Below are 17,593 nucleotides of genomic sequence, written 5' to 3' on the forward strand. Positions count from 1 at the left end.
CAGATGTCCGGTGTCGCTGTACGCGGCCAGACGAACCACGCCATCGGGACGCACCACCAGCACCGTGATCGAGGCATTGCCGATGTCGAAGTTGGGCCATACGTGTGTATCGAGCCCCAGTGCGCGCGTCACCATCCAGCGGATCACATTGCCGTGGCAGACCAGCAGATCGCGCACGTCGGTGGGCCCGCCGGCCGGCCGCACGTAGCGCGCGAACGATCGTTCGAGCTTCGCCTGACACGAATCCATCTCGCCGGGCGCCAGATCGCGGCCGTAGTCGGGGCGAATCGAGGGCGGCGTGCACTCGCTGAGCCCCGAGTCGCGCGCCGAGATCATGTGAATCGCGCCCCCGATGATGTCGGCGGTCTCGCGCGCGCGAGTGAAGCTGCTGCTCACCAGCGAATTGAACGTCACCGGCAAGTGCGACAGCCGGTCGGCGAGCAGCGCGGCCTGCGCGCGCCCCAGCGAGTCGAGGCCCTTGCCGGTGCGCTCGTCGCGCGGATCCGCGCCGTCGTACCAGGCGTGGCGGATGAGATACACGAAGCGGAGCCCCGCGTGCGCGGTGTCGCGCGGCGCACCCATGTTCTGCGCCTGCGCCGCCGTCACGGCCGCTATCGCCATCATCGCCGCCAGCGTCATCGTCACGATCCGCTTCATTCCGAGTTCTCCTGTTCGGCGAGATGGGATTTCTGCGGCTCGCTCGGCCGCACCATGATGGTCTTTTCGCGCTCGCACACCACCGTGCCGGCCTTCGCGCCGCGCGGCTTGCGCACGTACTTCTTGAGGGTCCAGATCACCGGCACCTTGCCGGCGGTGCGCGCCTGGGAATAGAACGCCGTCCACGACGCGACGCGCTCGAGCGTCTGCTTCGACGGCTCGTTCTTGCCCTTGCCGCGGCGCAGCACCACGTGCGATCCGGCCGCGCCGTGCACGTGGAACCAGTAGTCCTCGGGGCGCGCGAGATGGAGCGTCAGATGATCGTTGCCTTCGTTGCTGCGTCCGATCAGCACGTCCCAGCCTTCCTCGGTGCGGAGCCTTCGCGGAAGGAGGCGCGCCGGCACGACCTCGCGCTTTGATCGCGGCGGCGCCGGTCGATGAACGCCGCCGGGGGTGGCTGCGGCAACCGCCCTCGCGGAGGCTGGCCTCGCGCCGCGCGCGGGCCGCAGCGCCGCCTCCAGCTCGCGCTGGATCGCCTCGTCGGCCGCGCCCTCCTCGATCGACTGCCCGCGCCCGATCAGTTCGTCGAGGTCGTCGAAGTCCGAGAGCGCCCGCTCCAACCGCGCGCGAATCGCGGCCGCGCCCCGCTCACCCTTGGCCGCGCGCTTGAAGTAGCGCGCGGCGTTGGCCTGCGCAGTGAGCGAAGGATCGAGGGGAATCTCGAGCGAATGCGAAGCGTCGTGCGGGTCGGCGAGTGTCACGCGCGCCGCGCGTTTCGGCACCTGGGTGAGATAGGCGAGCAACGCCTCGGCGAAGCGCCGGTACTCGGGGGCGCGCTCGGCCTCGGCCAGGTCGCCGCGGATCGCCTCGGCCTTGCGCGCGAGCCGCGCGCGCTGCCGGCGCAGCTCGCGCAGTAGCGCGACGAATCGTTCGGCGCTCGACTCGGCCGGATCGGATGTCGCGCTCATCGGGCGACGCGCAGCCTCGAGACGCGTGCGCCTACGGCCGCGCGGCGCCCGATTCGGCGGCTGACGTCGCGCTCGGCTGCGCGTTCTTCACGTACTTGTCGAACCATTCGATGACGCGGCTCCAATAGTCGAGCACCGTCTCCTTCGCGGCCGGGCCGTGATCCTCGTACGGATAGTTCACCAGCGTCACGGTCTTGCCCATGCCGTTCAGCGCTTCGAACATGCGATCGCTCTGAATCGGATTGGTGCCGACGTTGGTGTCGTCGAGGTTGTGGAGCAGCAGCAGCGGCTGCTTGATCCGGTCGGCGTGCATGAACGGCGACATGTCGAGATAGGTCTGCGGCGCCTGCCACAGCGTGCGCTCCTCGGCCTGGAACGTGAACGGCGTGAGCGTGCGGTTGTAGGCGCCGTCGCTCGCAATTCCCGCGCGGAACAGATCGGTGTGCGTCAGCATGTTGGCGCTCGAGAACGCGCCGTAGCTGTGGCCGCCCACCCCGACGCGGTCGCGATCCGTGAACCCGCGCCGCACGCATTCGTCGATCGCCGCCTTCGCGCTGATCTGGATCTCCTCCACGTAGCGATCGTTGGTGCCCACCACCGCGATGTCGGGATAGACCACGGCGTAGCCCTGGGTCACCAGCACTTCGGGGTTGAGCGGACTCTGCGAGGGAAAACGATTCGGCGCTCGCCGGTTCTGCGAAGCCGCCGCCGCCGATCGGTAGTCGTTGGGATAGATCCAGAAGATGGTGGGCAGCCGCTTGCCCGGCTTCCAGTCGGCCGGCAGTACCGCCTCGGCGTTCAGGCGCACCGAATCCGGGCGCGTGAACGTGAACTGGACGCGCTGCGCCGCGGTGAGCGCCGGGGCGGGATCCGTGAACGAGGTGAGCTGCGCGCCGGTCTTCTGGCCGGCCTTCCGCAGCCAGTAGTTGCGCGGCTCGCGATTCGACTCGCGCGAGGTGATGAACTGTTTCGCCTGCGGATCGAGCAGCGCCACCGCCGCCTCGAGATGCTGCGCGTCGCTCTCGAACAGGCGCGTCGCCTTGCCGGAGGCGAGATCCATGCGCGCGAGGAACGGCCGCTGGCCGTCGGCGCGGAAGCCCTCGCCCGAAAGATAGATCGTGCTGCCCTTGGAATCGGTCCACAGCACCCACTGATGCTTGACGTCGTGGCCGAGCGGCCGGCCGGGATCGTCGTAGACGCTCTCGGTCGAGCGCAGCGAAAGCGCGTGCAACTCGGCGGGCTTCGCGGTGTCGAGCCAGCGTCTCCGTTCCACCCGGCGCGGCTCGTAGACTTCCGTCAGCAGCAGCTTCGAGGTCGAGCCGATCCAGCTCATGCGCTCGAAGCGCATGTCCGAGGTCGCGATCGATTCGGGGTCGGCGGTGAACGGGGCCGACATGCGCATCAGGCGATCGGTGCCGGGCTGCGCCAGCGTGGTGTCGCGAATCGCGCGCGTCGCGTCGGCGCCCGGCGTATCGCGCCACGAGAAGAAGTAGAGCGATTGCCCGTCGGGGCTCCAGGACGCTTCGCGCGGCCCGAGCCGCGCCACGCTCGAGATCGCGCTGCGATCGTTGAGCGGAAAGACGCCGGCGCGCGCCACCAGTGCGCCGCCCGAGTCCCAGATCTCGATCCGGCCGGGGAACAGGTAGTGGGGGAAGCCGAGCGGCAGTTTCTCGTAGATGCGCTCGATCTCGAGGTACTTCTCGTCCGGCGACAGCTGCCAGTCGCGCAGCATCAGGGGCGCGCCGATCTGGCGCACCGAGCCCGTGTCGAGCGTCACCTGAACGAGCTGGCTGGTCGTGTACCAGGTGAAGCGCTGCTGATCGGTGTCGGTGCGGAGCACGTCGCGCGAGGTGCGCTGCGCCGCCGCGCGTCCCGCGCCGACGCGCACCTGCGGCCCGTTCGGGATGCGGCTCGGCTCGCCCAGCGCGCTCTGCAGTGGCGAGACCTGCGCCACGTAGAGCGAACGATCGTCGTTGCTCCACTCGATGTTCGACACCAGAATGGTGTTGAGCTTGAGGCCCTCGATCTTCTTCGCCGAGCCCTGCGCCGCGTCCACGATCCACAGATCGGCGCCGCCGGTCGCCATCAGCGCGCACGCGATCTGCTTGCCGTTGTTGGACCACGACAGCCCGATCACGCGCGCCCCGTCGGGGAGCTGGGCGCGCACCGAGCCGCCGCCGGTGAGCGACACGATCGTGAAGCCGTTGGCGGCCTGCTTGAAATCGCCGCGATCGGCGCGCATCGAGGGCACGATCTCGAGCCCGGCGAGCTTCTCCACCGGCTGCGCCAGATCGGCGATCGGAATCAGCGAGGGCAGATTCGGCACCACCATGCGCGCGCCATCCGGCGAGAGGTCGGGCGCGCCGCGGGGCAGGCGCGGAGCGGTCAGGATGTCGCCGACCGGAGCGGGCGGGGTGCGGTAGCCCGCGTCTTGAGCGAACGCGGGCGTCATGAACACAACGAGCGCGGCGAGCGCCGCGAGGCGGAGACCAGCACGGGGGAGTGTCACGAGCGCGATCCTCCGATCGAGAGAGAGCTGAAGTCGGTCGCGGCGGGGATTCTACGCAAGCGGGCCACCGGTCCGCGAGCTTTTCTCACAACCGCCGGGCGGCCTATGCTCCCGGCATGGCCTTCATCTGCCATCTGTGCGGCGCGGCGCTCGACGTCGGTGAGCCGGTCTCGCGCGACGCCGAGTGCCCTGCCTGCCGCGGCGACGTGCGATGCTGTCGCAACTGCCGGCACTACGACGAGCGCTACAACAATTCGTGCACCGAGACGCAGGCCGATCCGGTGCCCGAAAAGACGCGCCGAAACTTCTGCGAGTTCTTCTACTTTTCGCGCGAGCCGTTCACCGGCGCCGCCCGCTCCTCCAGTCGGGAGGCCGACGCCCGGGCGAAGCTGGAAGCGCTGTTCAAGAAGCCGAAGCCCGGGGGCGGCCCCGGCGGTTGACCGGCGCTCGCCGCGACCGGTACCTTGCTCGGCCCCAACCCACGTCCGGAGGCACCGCTTGATCCGCAGCATGACCGGCTATGGCTCGGCCGACCTGGAACGCGATGGCCAGCGCCTGAATGCCGAAATCCGGTCGGTCAACCATCGCTATTGTGAAGTGTCGCTGCGGGCTCCGAAGATGGTCGCGCTGTTCGAGGATCAGATCCGGCAACTGGTGCAGGACCGCTTTTCTCGCGGCAAGTTGAACCTCACCATCACCTGGTCGGGGGCGGGGGACACCGGCGAGGTGCTGAAGCTCAACGAATCGGTGGCCGACCGCTACGTCTCGCTGTTCAAGCAGCTCGAGAGCCGCTACGAGATCCATTCCGGGCTCGACATCCGCACGCTCGCGCAACTGCCCGACGTGTTCAGCTGGGAGCACACCGCGCTCACCGACGAAGAGACCTGGGATCTGGTGAAGACGCTGGTCGAGAAGGCCTGCGACAACATGGCGGCGATGAAGGAGCGCGAAGGGCAGGCGTTGACCCGCGATTTCGAACACCGGCTGCGCCTGATCCGCATCGAGCTGGATCGGGTGGTGGAGCGCGCCCCGCTCCGGCCGATCGAGGCCAAGGAGCGCCTGATGAGCCGGCTCCGGCCGCTGCTCGACGACATCGAGATGGATCCGGCGCGGCTCGCCCAGGAAATGGCGTTGCTCGCCGACCGGCTCGACTGCACCGAGGAATGCGTGCGACTCTCCGCCCACCTCGACCAGTTCCGCTCGCTGATCGAGGGCCACGAGCTGGCCGGCCGCAAACTCAACTTCCTGCTCCAGGAAATGAATCGCGAGGCCAACACCATCGGCTCGAAGTCGAACGACGTCGAGATCACCCGGGCCGTGATCGTCATCAAGGAAGAGATCGAGCGCCTGCGCGAGCAGGTGCAGAACGTGGAATGACGGTGCAGGCGCGCGAAACCGACCCCGCCGATCCGATGGCGAAGCCCGACCCCGGGACCGCCGGGATCCCGTTCCGCTTCCAGGCCGGCGGCTTCCTGCTGGTGCTCTCGGGGCCTTCGGGCGCCGGCAAGGGAACGCTGGTCGAGCGCCTGGTCAAGGCGCGGCCGGAATGTGTGTTCGCGATCTCGTCCACCACGCGGCCCAGGCGCTCCACCGAGTCGGACGGCGTGCAGTACGAGTTCGTGACGCGCGACGAGTTCGAGCACCGTCGTCGCGCCGGCTATTTCCTCGAAAGCGCCGAAGTGCACGGGCATTGCTACGGCACCCCGGCACGATTTGTGGACGACGGGATCGCGAGCGGCCGCATCGTGGTGCTCGACGTGGACGTTCAGGGCGGCGCCAGCGTGCGGCGGGTGCGCCCGGACGCGGTCTCCATCTTCATCTATCCTCCCTCGATCGACGCGCTGCGCCGTCGCCTGCTCAAGCGGGCGACCGACGCGGCCGAGGTGGTGGAGCGCCGGCTCAAGGACGCCCCGGGCGAGCTGGCGGAATACCGCCACTACGACTATCTGGTGATGAACGATGATCTCGAGCAGGCGGTCGCACGCCTGGTCGGGATCGTGGATGCGGAACGTGCGCGAGTGCGCCGGCTCCGACCGTTGGCCGAGGACGGCCCCAATCCTTGAGAGGAGAAACACGGTGACGAAACTGGCTTCTCTGATTCCCCCGCTCGGCAAGAGCAAGTACGAAACGGCGATCGTCGCGGCGCGCGAGGCGCGCCGGTTGAACGACTGGTCGCGGCAGTCGGGCCAGCCGGTGCCCGGCAAGGTGACCTCGGTTGCGCTCGAGCGCGCGGTCCGCGGCGAGGTCGCCTATGGATACGAGGACAGCGCCCAAGGATAGGCTGCGCCTGAGAACGCCGAGGACGAGGCGCGAACGAGCGACGAGCGAGACGTATCCGCAGGACGCTTCGCAGCGAGGAGCGACTGAGCCACGCGGAGATCGGCGTTCTCGGGCGCAGTCGGTTCGCGGTCGCGTCGTAGTCGTCGGCGTATCCGGCGGCATCGCGGCCTACAAGGCCTGCGAGCTGGTTCGGATGCTCAAGACCCGCGGCGCGTCGGTGATCGTGGTGATGACACCGGCCGCCGCGGAATTCGTCACGCCCCTCACGTTCCAGGTGCTGTCGGGAAATCCGGTGGTGCACAACCTGTGGGGCGACCAGCAGCCGCGATTCGAGCTGCCCGACCAGGCGAGGCGTCGTGCCGGTGGGAAGGTGGAGCACGTGGACGTCGCCGAGATGGCCGACGCGCTGGTGATCGCGCCGGCCACCGCCGATCTGATCGCGCGGCTGGTGCACGGCGAGGCGCCCGACGCGCTCACCGCCGTGACGCTCGCGACGCCGGCCCCGGTGATCGTCTGCCCGGCGATGGATCTCGAGATGTGGCGGCAGAGCGTGACGCAGGAGAATCTCGCGAAGCTCAAGGCGCGCGGCGTCACCCTGGTTGGCCCCGAGAGCGGGCCGCTGGCCTCGGGGCTCGAAGGGCCCGGCCGGCTCGCCGCGATCGAGGCGATCGGCGAGGCGCTGGAGCAGGTGCTGGAGCGGCGCCAGTCGCTCGCCGGCCTGCGCGTGCTGGTGACCGCCGGACGCACCGAGGAGCCGCTCGATCCGGTGCGCGTGCTCACCAATCGCTCGAGCGGGCGCATGGGCGTGGCGCTCGCCGAGGCGGCGCGCGATCGCGGCGCCGAGGTGACACTGGTGGCGGGCGCGATGAACGTGCCGGCGCCGGCCGGCGTGACGGTGACCCCGGTGTCGACCGCGACCGAGATGAAGGAAGCGGTGTTGAAGGCGGCCCCGCGCGCTCAGGTGCTGATCGCGGCCGCGGCGGTGGCCGACTATCGCCCGGCGCGCGCGGCGCGCGAGAAGATCAAGCGCGGCAGTGCGCCGCTCACGCTCACTCTCGAGCCCAATCCCGACGTGATCGCGGCAGCTTCGGCGAAGCGTAAGGCGGGGCAGACCTTCGTCGGCTTCGCGCTCGAGACCTCGCGCGGCGTGGCCAACGCGCGCGCCAAACTGGCCCGGAAGGGGCTCGACCTGGTGGTGCTGAACGCGCCCGAGCAGGGACTCGGCGGCGACACCAACGTCGCCACGCTGGTCGAAGCGCGCGCGGCCAAGAAGCTGCCGCGCATGAGCAAGCGCGAGCTGGCCGAGGCGATCTTCGACCGCGTGCTCGAATTGCGGCGCGGCCGGCGAAGGGGGAGGCGATGAGCGAGCGCGAGCCCCGGGCCGAACTGGCCGACATCACGCGCGGACTGCGACGCCGGCTCGAGCGCGAGCCGGGCGGCATGGGCGGCGAGCTGCTGGCGCGTGGCGCGGTGGTGGCGCGGCGCGAACCGAGGCGCCCGACGCCGGCCGCCCGTATCGACGCCTCGGCGACCGCCGCTCCGGCTGCAGCGAAACCGGCCGCTGCGAGGCCGGCCGCGGCGAAGCCGGCCTCCGCGCCGCTCACCAACCTGTTCGGCGAGGCCGAGCCCGAAGCGCCCGCGAGCTACGAGCCGCTCGACTTCTCGCTGCCCTCGCATCACGCGGCGCTTCATCCGATCGAGGCCGGGGCCCGCGCCGAGATCCTCGCGGCGGCGCTCCCGATCCTCGACCAGGTGGCGGGCGAGGTTCGCGCCTGCAAGAAATGCGGATTGTGCGACACTCGCACCCACGCCGTGCCTGGGGTGGGCTCGGCGAGCAGCGGCATCGTGTTCGTGGGCGAGGCGCCGGGCGCCGACGAAGACGCGCAGGGAGAGCCGTTCGTCGGCCGCGCCGGCCAGCTGCTCACCCGAATCATTCAGGCGATGGACGAGGCGAAACTCCTTCCCGGCGTGCCGCTCAATCGCCAGACCGTCTACATCTGTAATGTGCTGAAATGCCGTCCGCCCGAGAATCGCAACCCGCTGCCCCACGAGATCGAACAGTGCTCACCCTATCTGCACCGGCAGCTCGAAGCGCTGAAGCCGCGCATCATCTGCTGCCTCGGCAAGTTCGCGGCCGAGTTGCTGGTGGGCGTGAAGGGCACGATTGGCGGGCTCAGGGGCAAGGTCTATCGTTTTCAGGGAGCGCGGCTGATCGTGACGTACCACCCGGCCGCCTGTCTCAGGAATCCGGGCTACAAGCGCCCTGTCTGGGAAGACATGCAGCTGCTGGCGCGCGAATACCTGGCCGACTAGCGGCGGAGGGATCCATCCATGACTGACGTCCTGCCTGCCCTCAGAGAGACTGTAGAAGGCCCGACTCCGCCTCAGGCGCTCGACGCCGAGCGCGCCGTGCTCGCGGCGCTGCTGCTCGACAGCGAGCACACCGGGCTCACCATCGAGAAGCTGCCGGCCAACGCCTTCTACCGCACCGCTCACCAGAAGATCTACGACGCGATCGTCGCGCTCTACAACCGCAACGAAAAGGCCGACGTCATCACGCTCGCCGAGGAGCTGCGCAAGCGCGGCGATCTCGACGCCGTGGGTGGTCCGCCGGCGCTGGCGCAGCTGCTCGAGTACGCGACCGCCACCGCCAACATCGAGCACCACGTCCGGCTGATCCAGGGCAAGTCGGTGTTGCGCGGACTGATTCGCGCGGCCACCGAGATCCAGCAGGAGTGCTTCACCGGTGGCGACGAGACCGGCAGCATCCTCGATCGAGCCGAGCAGCGGATCTTCGCGATCACCGATACCCAGGTGCGCCAGGGCTTCGTGGCGATTCGTGATCTGATCTCGCCGACCTTCAAGAAGATCGACGAGCTGTCACGACGCCAGGTGCGCGTGACCGGCGTGCCGTCGGGCTTCGAGGATCTCGACGAGAAGACCGCCGGCTTCCAGCGCGGCGACCTGATCATCATCGCCGGCCGCCCGGCGATGGGGAAGAGCAGCCTGGCGGTGAACATCGCCGAGAACGCCGCGATCCAGCACCAGATTCCGGTGGCGGTGTTCTCGCTCGAAATGAGCAGCGACCAGCTCGCGATGCGCATGCTGTGCTCGCAGGGCGAGGTGGATCTGAGCAAGGTGCGCTCGGGGTTCCTCGGCCGCGAGGACTATCCGGCGCTCCAGACCGCGGCCGGCAAGCTCTATCAGGCGCCGATCATGCTCGACGATTCCGCGGCGCTCAACGTATTCGAGATCCGCGCCAAGTGCCGGCGCTTGAAGTCCGAAGGCAAGCTCGGGCTGGTGGTGATCGACTACCTCCAGTTGATCCGCGCCACCGGTCGCGTCGAGAACCGCGTGCAGGAGATCTCGCAGATCACGCGGAATCTCAAGGCGCTCGCCAAGGAGCTCGACATCCCGATCATCGCTCTGTCGCAGCTCTCTCGCGCCGTCGAGCAGCGGCACGGCGCCGACAAGCGCCCGCAGCTCTCGGATCTGCGCGAATCGGGCAGCGTCGAGCAGGACGCCGACCTGGTGATCTTCGTGTTCCGCGAGGAGTACTACAAGCCCGACGATCCGGCGCTCAAGGGGCTGGCCGAGATCATCATCGGCAAGCAGCGCAACGGTCCGACCGGTTCGATCAAGCTCACCTTCAAGCGCGAGTGCACGCGCTTCCTGCCCTACACGCCTCTCGCGCCGGCGGAATTCGGACCCAGCTTCTAGCTCATGCACGAAGACCTCGCCCTCCGCGGTATCCACTACCTGCGGAGGCGCGCGCTCGATTGGGTCGCCGAAGTCGGGCGGGTCACGATGCTGGTCCGCGACACCGGGCGTTTCCTGGCGCCGGGGCTGCGTTCGTTCCGGCTCGTCGTTCAGCAGATGTCGGTGGTCGGAGTCGAGTCGCTGTGGCTGGTGTTCGTGGTCAGCATCTTCACCGGCGCGGTGGCGGCGGTGCAGGCCGCCTATCAGTTCTCGAACGAGGTCCCGCTCAAGTACATCGGCTCGGTGATCCTGCGCTCGGTGGTGATCGAGCTGGCACCGGTGCTGACCGCGCTGGTGGTGGGCGGACGCGTCGGCGCCTCGATTGCCGCGGAGCTCGGCACGATGAAAGTCACCGAGCAGATCGACGCATTGACCGCCATGGCGATCAATCCGGTGCGTTATCTGGTGGTGCCGCGGGTGGTCGCCTCGATCGTGATGCTGCCGGTGCTGGTGATCCTCGCCGACGCCATCGGTGTCTTCGGCGGCTACGTGGTTTCGGTCACCACCATCGGCGTCTCCACCCACACCTACGTGACCAGCCTGAAGCAGTTCTTCTACTACAAGGACCTGTTCTCGGGATTGCTCAAGTCGGTGTTCTTCGGCGCCATCATCGCCTGGATGGGGTGCTACTACGGATTCCAGACGGAGGGCGGCGCCGAAGGCGTGGGGCTCGCCACCACGCGCGCGGTGGTCTCGTCCTGCGTGCTGGTGCTGATCAGCGACTACGTGCTCGCCAACGTGCTCTTCCGGTTCATCTTTTCCCAATGATCGCGATCCGCGGATTGAAGAAGCGGCTCGGTTCGCTGCAGGTGCTCGACGGCGTCGATCTCGACATCGAGAAGGGCGAGACCATGCTGGTGATGGGGCGAAGCGGCAGCGGCAAGAGCGTCCTGCTGCGCCACATCATCGGCCTGATGGCGCCCGACTCGGGCTCGATCGAGGTCGAAGGCGAGGAGATCGTCGGGCTGCGGGAGCGCGAGCTGAACGAAGTGCGCAAGAAGTTCGGCATGCTGTTCCAGAGCGCGGCGCTGTTCGATTCGCTCACCGTCGGCGAGAACATCGCGCTGCCGCTGCGCGAGCACACGCGGCTGCCGGATGCCGAGATCCACAAACGGGTCGCCGAGCGCCTCGAGTGGGTGGGACTCTCGGGCGTCGAGGACATGAAGCCGGCCTCGCTGTCGGGGGGGATGAAGAAGCGCGTCGGTCTGGCGCGCGCGCTGGCCATGGATCCGCAGATCGTGCTCTACGACGAGCCCACCACCGGCATCGATCCGATCATGGCCGACGTGATCGACAAGCTCATTCGAGGCCTGCAGAAGCGGCTCGCCGTGACTTCGGTAGTCGTGACGCACGACATGGTGAGCGCCTACAAGGTTGCAGATCGAATGGCGCTGTTGCACGGTGGGCGCGTGGTGTTCATCGGAACGCCCGAAGAAGTGCGCTCGACACGTGACCCGCTGGTGCGGCAATTCGTGGAGGGTTCGAGTGAAGGGCCGATGCAGACGGTGTAGGGCGAGAGGGCCGAGATGAGTCGTCGCACCGAAATCCAGGTGGGCCTGACCGTGCTGGTGGCGCTGGGGTTATTGCTGTGGGGTGTCACCTGGCTCAAGGAGATCTCGCTCACTCAGAAGAACCGCATCTGGCTGGTGCGCTTCGAGCAGACCGGAGGCCTGAGTCAGAGCGACGAGGTGCAGGTGAACGGGCTCCGTAAGGGCGAAGTGCGCGACGTGCGCCTGGTGGACGGCGCCGTGCTCGTCCACCTGCAGCTCGATTCCGATGTGAGGCTTACTCACGAGTGTCGCGTCGCGATCCGCAACGTTGGCCTGATGGGCGAGAAGGTGATCGCGGTGGACCTGCGCATGACCGGCACGCCCTACACCGAACGCGACACCATTCCCGGCATGTACGAGCTGGGCATCGCCGAAGTGGCGGCGATGCTCGGCGACGCGGTCGCGCCGATCGGCGATCTGGCCGAGCAGCTGCGCACGATCGCGCAGGCCATGAGCAAATCCGGCGACCTCGCCGGCACCATGAAGAACCTGAGGCTGGCGAGCGAGCAGTTGCGCCAGTCGGTCGACGAGAATCGCCGCGGCGTGAAGTTGATCGTTTCGAACCTGCAGGCGACCAGCGCGACGACCAGGGCGCTCACCACCGATCGAGAGGCCGAATTGAAGAAGGCGATCGACCACTTCGCCTCGACCGCCGAGAAGCTCGATCAGCTCTCTGGCAAGCTCGACTCGCTGCGCGCCTCGCTGCAGAGCGTGGCGGGCAAGATGGATCGCGGCCACGGCACGATCGGCAAGCTGATCAACGACGACAAGCTCTACGACGACACGCATGCCGCGGTAGCCGAACTGAAGTCGCTGATCGCCGACATCAAGGCGAATCCCAAGAAGTACCTGACCGTGAAGGTGTTCTAAGTGGCGAAGAGCGCGAAGACCGCCAAGACCCACTTCTTCTGTTCGCAATGCGGGCACGAGGAAGCGCGCTGGTTCGGGCGCTGCTCGGCGTGCGGCGCGTGGAACTCGGCCGCCGAGGCGCCGGTTGCAGGCGCGGCGCCCGGGGCGACAGCGCGCGGCGCGCGTTCGTCGCGCGGACGCTGGGCGCCGGGCGGTGGGGCACGCCCCACCGCGCGCCCGCTCGCCGAGATCGACGTGAGCGACGTGCGGCGCGCGCGCACCGGCATCGACGAGCTGGATCGCGTGCTGGGCGGCGGCGTGGTGCCGGGCTCGGTGACGCTGGTGGGCGGCGATCCCGGAATCGGCAAGAGCACGCTGATGATGCAGCTCGCGCGCCGGCTCGCGGGCGGTGACGGCGGCGCGGGGCACGGTCTGGCCGCGGCCGCCGCGCAACGCGTGCTGTACGTGTCGGGCGAAGAGAGCGAGTCGCAGGTGCGACTGCGCGCCGATCGGCTGGGGGCGATTCCCGCCGGGCTGCTGCTGCTGTGCGAGAGCGACGTCGAGGCGGTGCTCGAAGCGGCCGCCGAGGTGAAGCCGGCGGTGCTGATCGCCGATTCGGTGCAGACGCTGTCGCGCGCCGATCTCGAGGGCGGCCCCGGCACCGTGACGCAGGTGCGCGAGTCGGCGCTCGCGCTCATGCACTTTGCCAAGGCCACCGGCACCGCGGTGTTCCTGGTCGGCCACGTCACCAAGGACGGCGCGGTCGCGGGGCCGCGCGTGCTCGAGCACATGGTGGACGCGGTGCTCTATCTCGAGGGCGAGCGCTATCAGCACTATCGCGTGCTGCGCGCCGCCAAGAATCGCTTCGGCGCCACCCACGAGCTGGGCGTGTTCGAGATGACCGGCGAAGGTCTCCGCGAGATCGGCAATCCGAGCGAAGCGTTTCTCGCCAGCCTTGCCCCGGGCCCGGCTTCGCCCGGTGCTCCGGGCGGCGACGCCGCGACACTTGCGCCGGGCTCGGCGGTGGTGGCGAGCCTCGAGGGCTCGCGGCCGCTGCTGGTCGAGGTGCAGGCGCTGGTGTCATCGTCGTTCTACGCCACGCCGCAGCGCGTGGCGAGCGGCTTCGATCCCAGGCGTCTGGCGGTGTTGCTCGCCGTGCTCGAGCGGCGCGTGGGGCTGCGCCTCGGTCGCCACGACGTGTTCGTCACCGCCACCGGCGGCATCCGTCTCGAGGAGCCCGGCACCGATCTGGGCGTGGCGCTGGCGCTGGCCTCGTCGTTCCGCTCCCGGCCGCTGCTGCCGCGCACGCTGGCGGTGGGCGAAGTGAGCCTGTCGGGCGAGCTGCGGCGCGTGACGCGGCTCGAGACGCGACTCCACGAGGCGGCGCGCCTTGGCTTCACGCGCGCCGGAATTCCGGCGACCCAGGCCGACGAGGCGAAGGGCGCGAAGCTCGAAGTGGTGCCGCTCGCCACCCTGCGCGAGGCCTTCGAGACGCTGCTCGGCGAGGCGGTGAAGGTGGCCGAGTCTCGACGACCCGGGCATATCGCCGAGCGCCTGCGCGAAGAGGCCGGGCATTGACCGCCTCGAGCGATCGCCCGCTCAGCGCCAGCGCGCAGAAAGTGCAGGACGCGCTGCGGGCCGAGGGGCTCGAACTGCAGGTGATCGAGCTGGCGGTTCCGGTGCGGACCGCCGCCGACGCCGCGCGCGAGGTGGGTTGTGAGGTCGGGCAGATCGTGAAATCCCTGATTTTTCGCGCCGCGCACAGCGATCGCGGCGTGCTGGTCCTGACCAGCGGCGCCAATCGGGTGAACGAGGCGCGCATCACCGAGCTGCTCGGCGAGCCGATCGAGCGCGCCCATCCCGATTTCGTGCGCCAGCGGACCGGATTCGCGATCGGCGGCGTGCCGCCGATCGCGCACGTCACGGCGTTCGTCACCTTCATCGACGAAGACCTGCTGCGGCTCGAATCGCTGTGGGCGGCGGCCGGACACCCCAATTCCCTGTTCGAGCTCCGGCCCGCCGATCTCACGCGCTTGGCCCACGGCACGGTGACCCGGGTCACGTGAGCGTCGCGGCGATCCTGCTCTGCGCCGGCAAGGGCGAACGCCTCGGCGCCGGGGTCGAGAAGGCCTTTGTGCCCCTCGCCGGGCGGCCGCTCTTCGGCTGGAGCCTGGAGGCGTTCGAGCGCTGCGACGCGATCGAGGGAATCGTGATGGTGGGCCCGGTCGCGAAGCTGCGCGACCTGTTCTCCGCCGCCGGATTGAGCGCCCGCAAGATCGTGGCGTGGACCGAAGGCGGGCGCGAGCGGCAGCACTCGGTGGGGCGCGGGCTCCACGTGCTGCCCGAAGGTGTCACGCACGTCGCGGTGCACGACTGCGCGCGCGCTCTGGTCAGCCCCGAGCTGATCGCGCGCGTGGTGGGCGACGCGCGCGTTCACGGCGCGGCGCTGGCGGCGGTGCCGCTCGAAGACACGCTCAAACGCGTGAGCCTCGAGGTGGTCGAGCAAACCGTATCGCGCGCCGGCCTGTGGCGTGCTCAGACGCCGCAGGCATTCCGGCGCGACTGGCTGCTGGCCGCCCACGAATCGGCGGGAAAGACCATCGCCACCGACGACGCGGCGCTGGTGGAGGCGCTCGGCCATCGAGTCCGCGTGACACTCGGCGACCCGCTCAATTTCAAGATCACCACGCCCGACGACCTGCGGCTGGCCGAGGCCTGCTTGCAGGCGAGGGCGCTCCACCGTTAGATAGGGGGCCCATGGAGATCCGGACCGGCATCGGCTACGACGTCCATCGCCTCGAACCGGGGCGCCCGCTGGTACTGGGCGGCGTTCCGATCGAGAGCCCGTTCGGTCTCGACGGCCACAGCGACGCCGACGTGGTGCTGCACGCGATCGGCGACGCGTTGCTCGGCGCCGCGACGCTCGGCGATCTCGGCGAGCACTTTCCGCCGCACGACACCAAGTGGAAGAACGCCTCGAGCCTCGAGCTGCTCGGCCTGATCCGGGCGCTGGTCGAGGGCCGCGGCTATCGCATCACCTACGTGGACACCTCGGTGATTGCCGAGGTGCCGCGCATCGCGCCGCATCGCGAAGCGATGCGCGTCAACATCGGGCGGGCGTTGAAGCTCGGCATCGAGAGCGTGTCGGTGAAGGCGACCACCAACGAGCGCCTGGGCGCGCTCGGGCGCGGCGAGGGCATCGCCGCGCTGGCGGTGGCGACGGTCGAGCGGCAGTAGCGTTCGGCGGCGGCGTCGCGAATTGAGGCGCGTCGCGCGCGGCGGCGCCTCCAACGGAAAATCGGTACCCCAGGCCCGACCGACATTCTCCCGGTTCGCTCTCCCCGCCGTGATCCGGGTCCGACCCAGGATGAACGTATCACCGGATCAGCGCCACCCGTGACGTCCAGGACTGCGTGCCCTGCGAGAGGCGCACCAGATAGACGCCGGGGGGCCGGTCCTCGAGTCCGTTCAACGCGGCTTGGTGATCGCCGGCTGGCATCCAGCCCAGGTCGCTCGCGGCCACGCGCCGGCCGCTCACGTCGAACAGCTCGAGGCGCGTCATGCCGGCCCCCGGCAGACGGAATTCGACCTGCGCCGATCGCGAGTGGCTCAGGAACGCGCGCTTGAGCACCGGGATCTCGCTCGGCGTGGGCTCCGGTCCGGGCTGTGGAAACTCCGAGGGGTCCATGAGCACGGTGAAGAAGATCTGGGTGGCGGGGAAGGTGAAGCGCTCGTCGGGCCAGGCGACCACCGGCTTGGAGCCCGGATCCACCGCCAGCATCGGGCCGTATTGAATGCCCGGCGCGGAACAGGCGGGAGTTCCGTTGAACGCGAATTCCGGATCGATGCCGCCGTCCGCGAACAAGTGCGTGCCATAGATGTCCGAGTCGGCGTAACCGTTTCGCCAGTCCTCCCACGCCGTCCACGCGCCGCCCTTGCCGTCGGACGACAACGCGCCGAGGCGCTGGACGTCCGGGGCCGTGCACACCGCAACTCCCGCCGTGGCCCACAGCAAGTGTCCTACGCCGTCGATGCGTTGCGCGAAGATTCCGGTCGAACTCGCCCCGGGCCGAAAATCGTTCCACGCCAGCACTGCGCCCCCGGCGCCATCGCCGCACATGAGCGGAGTCATCTGATTGGCGGGCGCGGCGCACACCACGTTTCCATCCGCGCCCCAGCCCGGCGCAAGCTTGCCAGTCGCGAGCAGGTGCTGCGCGTACACGTCCTGGCCCGCCGTCCCCGTGGCGCCGCGCGACTCGCTCCAGCCCAGAATCACGCCGCCCGCGCCGTCCGAGACCATCGCTCCCAGTTGGCGATTGCCGGCGGCCGTGGTCATCGCGACACCAGTCGCCGGCCAGCCCGGCGCCGGATCCCCATCCGCGGTGAGTCGCAGCGCGTAGATCTGCGACTGCTCCGACCGGCCACTCGACCACGCGAGGATCGCGCCGCCCGCGCCATCGGAGACCAGGGCCGGGCCGATCAGGTCGTCCGCGCTCGGGACGATGGTGCGGCCGAAGTCGCCCCAGTGAAGTCCGCCCTGCGCGTCGATCCGCTGCGCTCGGATCTCGCAATCGATGCCCTCGATCGGTGTCACCGGACCCCACGCCGCGATCACGCCGCCCTGACCGTCGGAAACCAGATGGGACTGGAAATCCACGCCGACCGCCGTTGCGATCCGCAGGCCGCCGGACGGCCAGCCCGGCGCAAAGCCACCGATGGCATCGAGGCAATGGAGCATCTCGACGGTCTTGCCGGCGTTCTGCCGCACGGTCCAGGCGACGTAGAGATGCTTCTGGTCGTCGTAGAGCAGAGTCTCGCCCGTCAGCAGATTGAGCAGCGGGTCGAACACCGGGAGCCCGGCGCGCGGCCAACCCGGGACGACATTGCCGAGCGCGTCCACTCGAATCACCGACACTTGCCAGTAGTAGCCCGCGCCCTGTTCCCATTCGAAGAACGCGCCGCCCGCCCGATCCGGGATCAAGTCGCGAAAGATCTGAACGCCGGGTCCCGGGACGAGCGGC

At 69.2% G+C, this 17,593-nt stretch carries 18 protein-coding genes; 14 read left to right on the forward strand and 4 right to left on the reverse strand.

The window, feature by feature from the left end:
• The 3 genes from VMJ70_12195 to VMJ70_12205 form a co-directional block, all read right to left on the reverse strand.
• A partial coding sequence (locus tag VMJ70_12195) for a histidine phosphatase family protein (GenBank protein HTO91884.1) occupies nucleotides 1-657 on the reverse strand: 657 nt, incomplete at its 3' end.
• Nucleotides 654-1,625, reverse strand: a complete 972-nt coding sequence (locus VMJ70_12200) for an NFACT RNA binding domain-containing protein (GenBank protein ID HTO91885.1) — start codon at nucleotides 1,623-1,625, stop codon at nucleotides 654-656. The genes VMJ70_12200 and VMJ70_12195, both read right to left, overlap by 4 nt.
• Before the next feature lie 31 nt (nucleotides 1,626-1,656).
• On the reverse strand, nucleotides 1,657-4,134 hold the full coding sequence (locus VMJ70_12205; protein ID HTO91886.1) for a prolyl oligopeptidase family serine peptidase: 2,478 nt from the start codon (nucleotides 4,132-4,134) through the stop codon (nucleotides 1,657-1,659).
• 116 nt (nucleotides 4,135-4,250) lie between these two features.
• On the opposite strand from VMJ70_12205, the gene VMJ70_12210 reads away from it, so the two are divergent.
• Genes VMJ70_12210 through ispF form a run of 14 tightly spaced genes read left to right on the forward strand, consistent with a single transcriptional unit; the run spans nucleotide 4,251 to nucleotide 15,809 of the window.
• The gene (locus VMJ70_12210) at nucleotides 4,251-4,574 is read left to right on the forward strand and encodes a hypothetical protein (protein ID HTO91887.1); all 324 of its coding nucleotides are present in this window, start codon (nucleotides 4,251-4,253) and stop codon (nucleotides 4,572-4,574) included.
• Nucleotides 4,575-4,632: 58 nt separating this feature from the next.
• The gene (locus tag VMJ70_12215; protein HTO91888.1) at nucleotides 4,633-5,511 is read left to right on the forward strand and encodes a YicC/YloC family endoribonuclease; all 879 of its coding nucleotides are present in this window, start codon (nucleotides 4,633-4,635) and stop codon (nucleotides 5,509-5,511) included.
• The gene (gene gmk, locus VMJ70_12220; protein HTO91889.1) at nucleotides 5,508-6,197 is read left to right on the forward strand and encodes a guanylate kinase; all 690 of its coding nucleotides are present in this window, start codon (nucleotides 5,508-5,510) and stop codon (nucleotides 6,195-6,197) included. Before VMJ70_12215 ends, gmk begins: the two co-directional genes overlap by 4 nt.
• A gap of 13 nt (nucleotides 6,198-6,210) precedes the next feature.
• Nucleotides 6,211-6,414: a DNA-directed RNA polymerase subunit omega gene (locus tag VMJ70_12225; GenBank protein ID HTO91890.1), complete on the forward strand. Its 204-nt coding sequence runs from the start codon at nucleotides 6,211-6,213 to the stop codon at nucleotides 6,412-6,414.
• Entirely contained in the window at nucleotides 6,386-7,777 is a 1,392-nt protein-coding gene (gene coaBC / locus VMJ70_12230; GenBank protein HTO91891.1) for a bifunctional phosphopantothenoylcysteine decarboxylase/phosphopantothenate--cysteine ligase CoaBC, read from the forward strand. The genes VMJ70_12225 and coaBC overlap by 29 nt, the downstream gene beginning before the upstream one ends.
• Entirely contained in the window at nucleotides 7,774-8,727 is a 954-nt protein-coding gene (locus VMJ70_12235; protein ID HTO91892.1) for a uracil-DNA glycosylase, read from the forward strand. The genes coaBC and VMJ70_12235 overlap by 4 nt, the downstream gene beginning before the upstream one ends.
• 18 nt (nucleotides 8,728-8,745) lie before the next feature.
• Nucleotides 8,746-10,134 carry a replicative DNA helicase gene (gene dnaB, locus VMJ70_12240; protein HTO91893.1) on the forward strand — a complete coding sequence of 463 codons (1,389 nt, stop codon included), beginning with the start codon at nucleotides 8,746-8,748 and terminating at the stop codon, nucleotides 10,132-10,134.
• A gap of 3 nt (nucleotides 10,135-10,137) precedes the next feature.
• Entirely contained in the window at nucleotides 10,138-10,941 is an 804-nt protein-coding gene (locus tag VMJ70_12245; protein HTO91894.1) for an ABC transporter permease, read from the forward strand.
• Entirely contained in the window at nucleotides 10,938-11,684 is a 747-nt protein-coding gene (locus VMJ70_12250) for an ABC transporter ATP-binding protein (protein ID HTO91895.1), read from the forward strand. The genes VMJ70_12245 and VMJ70_12250 overlap by 4 nt, the downstream gene beginning before the upstream one ends.
• A 15-nt stretch (nucleotides 11,685-11,699) precedes the next feature.
• Entirely contained in the window at nucleotides 11,700-12,593 is an 894-nt protein-coding gene (locus tag VMJ70_12255) for an MlaD family protein (protein ID HTO91896.1), read from the forward strand.
• A complete protein-coding gene (gene radA, locus VMJ70_12260) occupies nucleotides 12,594-14,150 on the forward strand; it encodes a DNA repair protein RadA (GenBank protein HTO91897.1) in 1,557 nt (518 codons plus the stop codon).
• Nucleotides 14,147-14,638, forward strand: coding sequence for a YbaK/EbsC family protein (locus VMJ70_12265; protein ID HTO91898.1), 492 nt, complete (start codon nucleotides 14,147-14,149; stop codon nucleotides 14,636-14,638). The genes radA and VMJ70_12265 overlap by 4 nt, the downstream gene beginning before the upstream one ends.
• Nucleotides 14,635-15,318, forward strand: a complete 684-nt coding sequence (gene ispD / locus VMJ70_12270) for a 2-C-methyl-D-erythritol 4-phosphate cytidylyltransferase (protein ID HTO91899.1) — start codon at nucleotides 14,635-14,637, stop codon at nucleotides 15,316-15,318. Before VMJ70_12265 ends, ispD begins: the two co-directional genes overlap by 4 nt.
• A gap of 11 nt (nucleotides 15,319-15,329) precedes the next feature.
• Nucleotides 15,330-15,809: a 2-C-methyl-D-erythritol 2,4-cyclodiphosphate synthase gene (ispF, locus tag VMJ70_12275; GenBank protein HTO91900.1), complete on the forward strand. Its 480-nt coding sequence runs from the start codon at nucleotides 15,330-15,332 to the stop codon at nucleotides 15,807-15,809.
• Between the two features lie 139 nt (nucleotides 15,810-15,948).
• Here ispF and VMJ70_12280 read toward each other — a convergent pair.
• Nucleotides 15,949-17,593 (reverse strand): hypothetical protein (locus VMJ70_12280; protein HTO91901.1); only part of this gene is annotated, 1,645 nt, incomplete at its 5' end.

Origin of the sequence: Candidatus Sulfotelmatobacter sp., from assembly GCA_035498555.1 — a bacterium.
In the GTDB taxonomy this organism is placed as follows: Bacteria; Eisenbacteria; RBG-16-71-46; order RBG-16-71-46; family RBG-16-71-46; genus DATKAB01.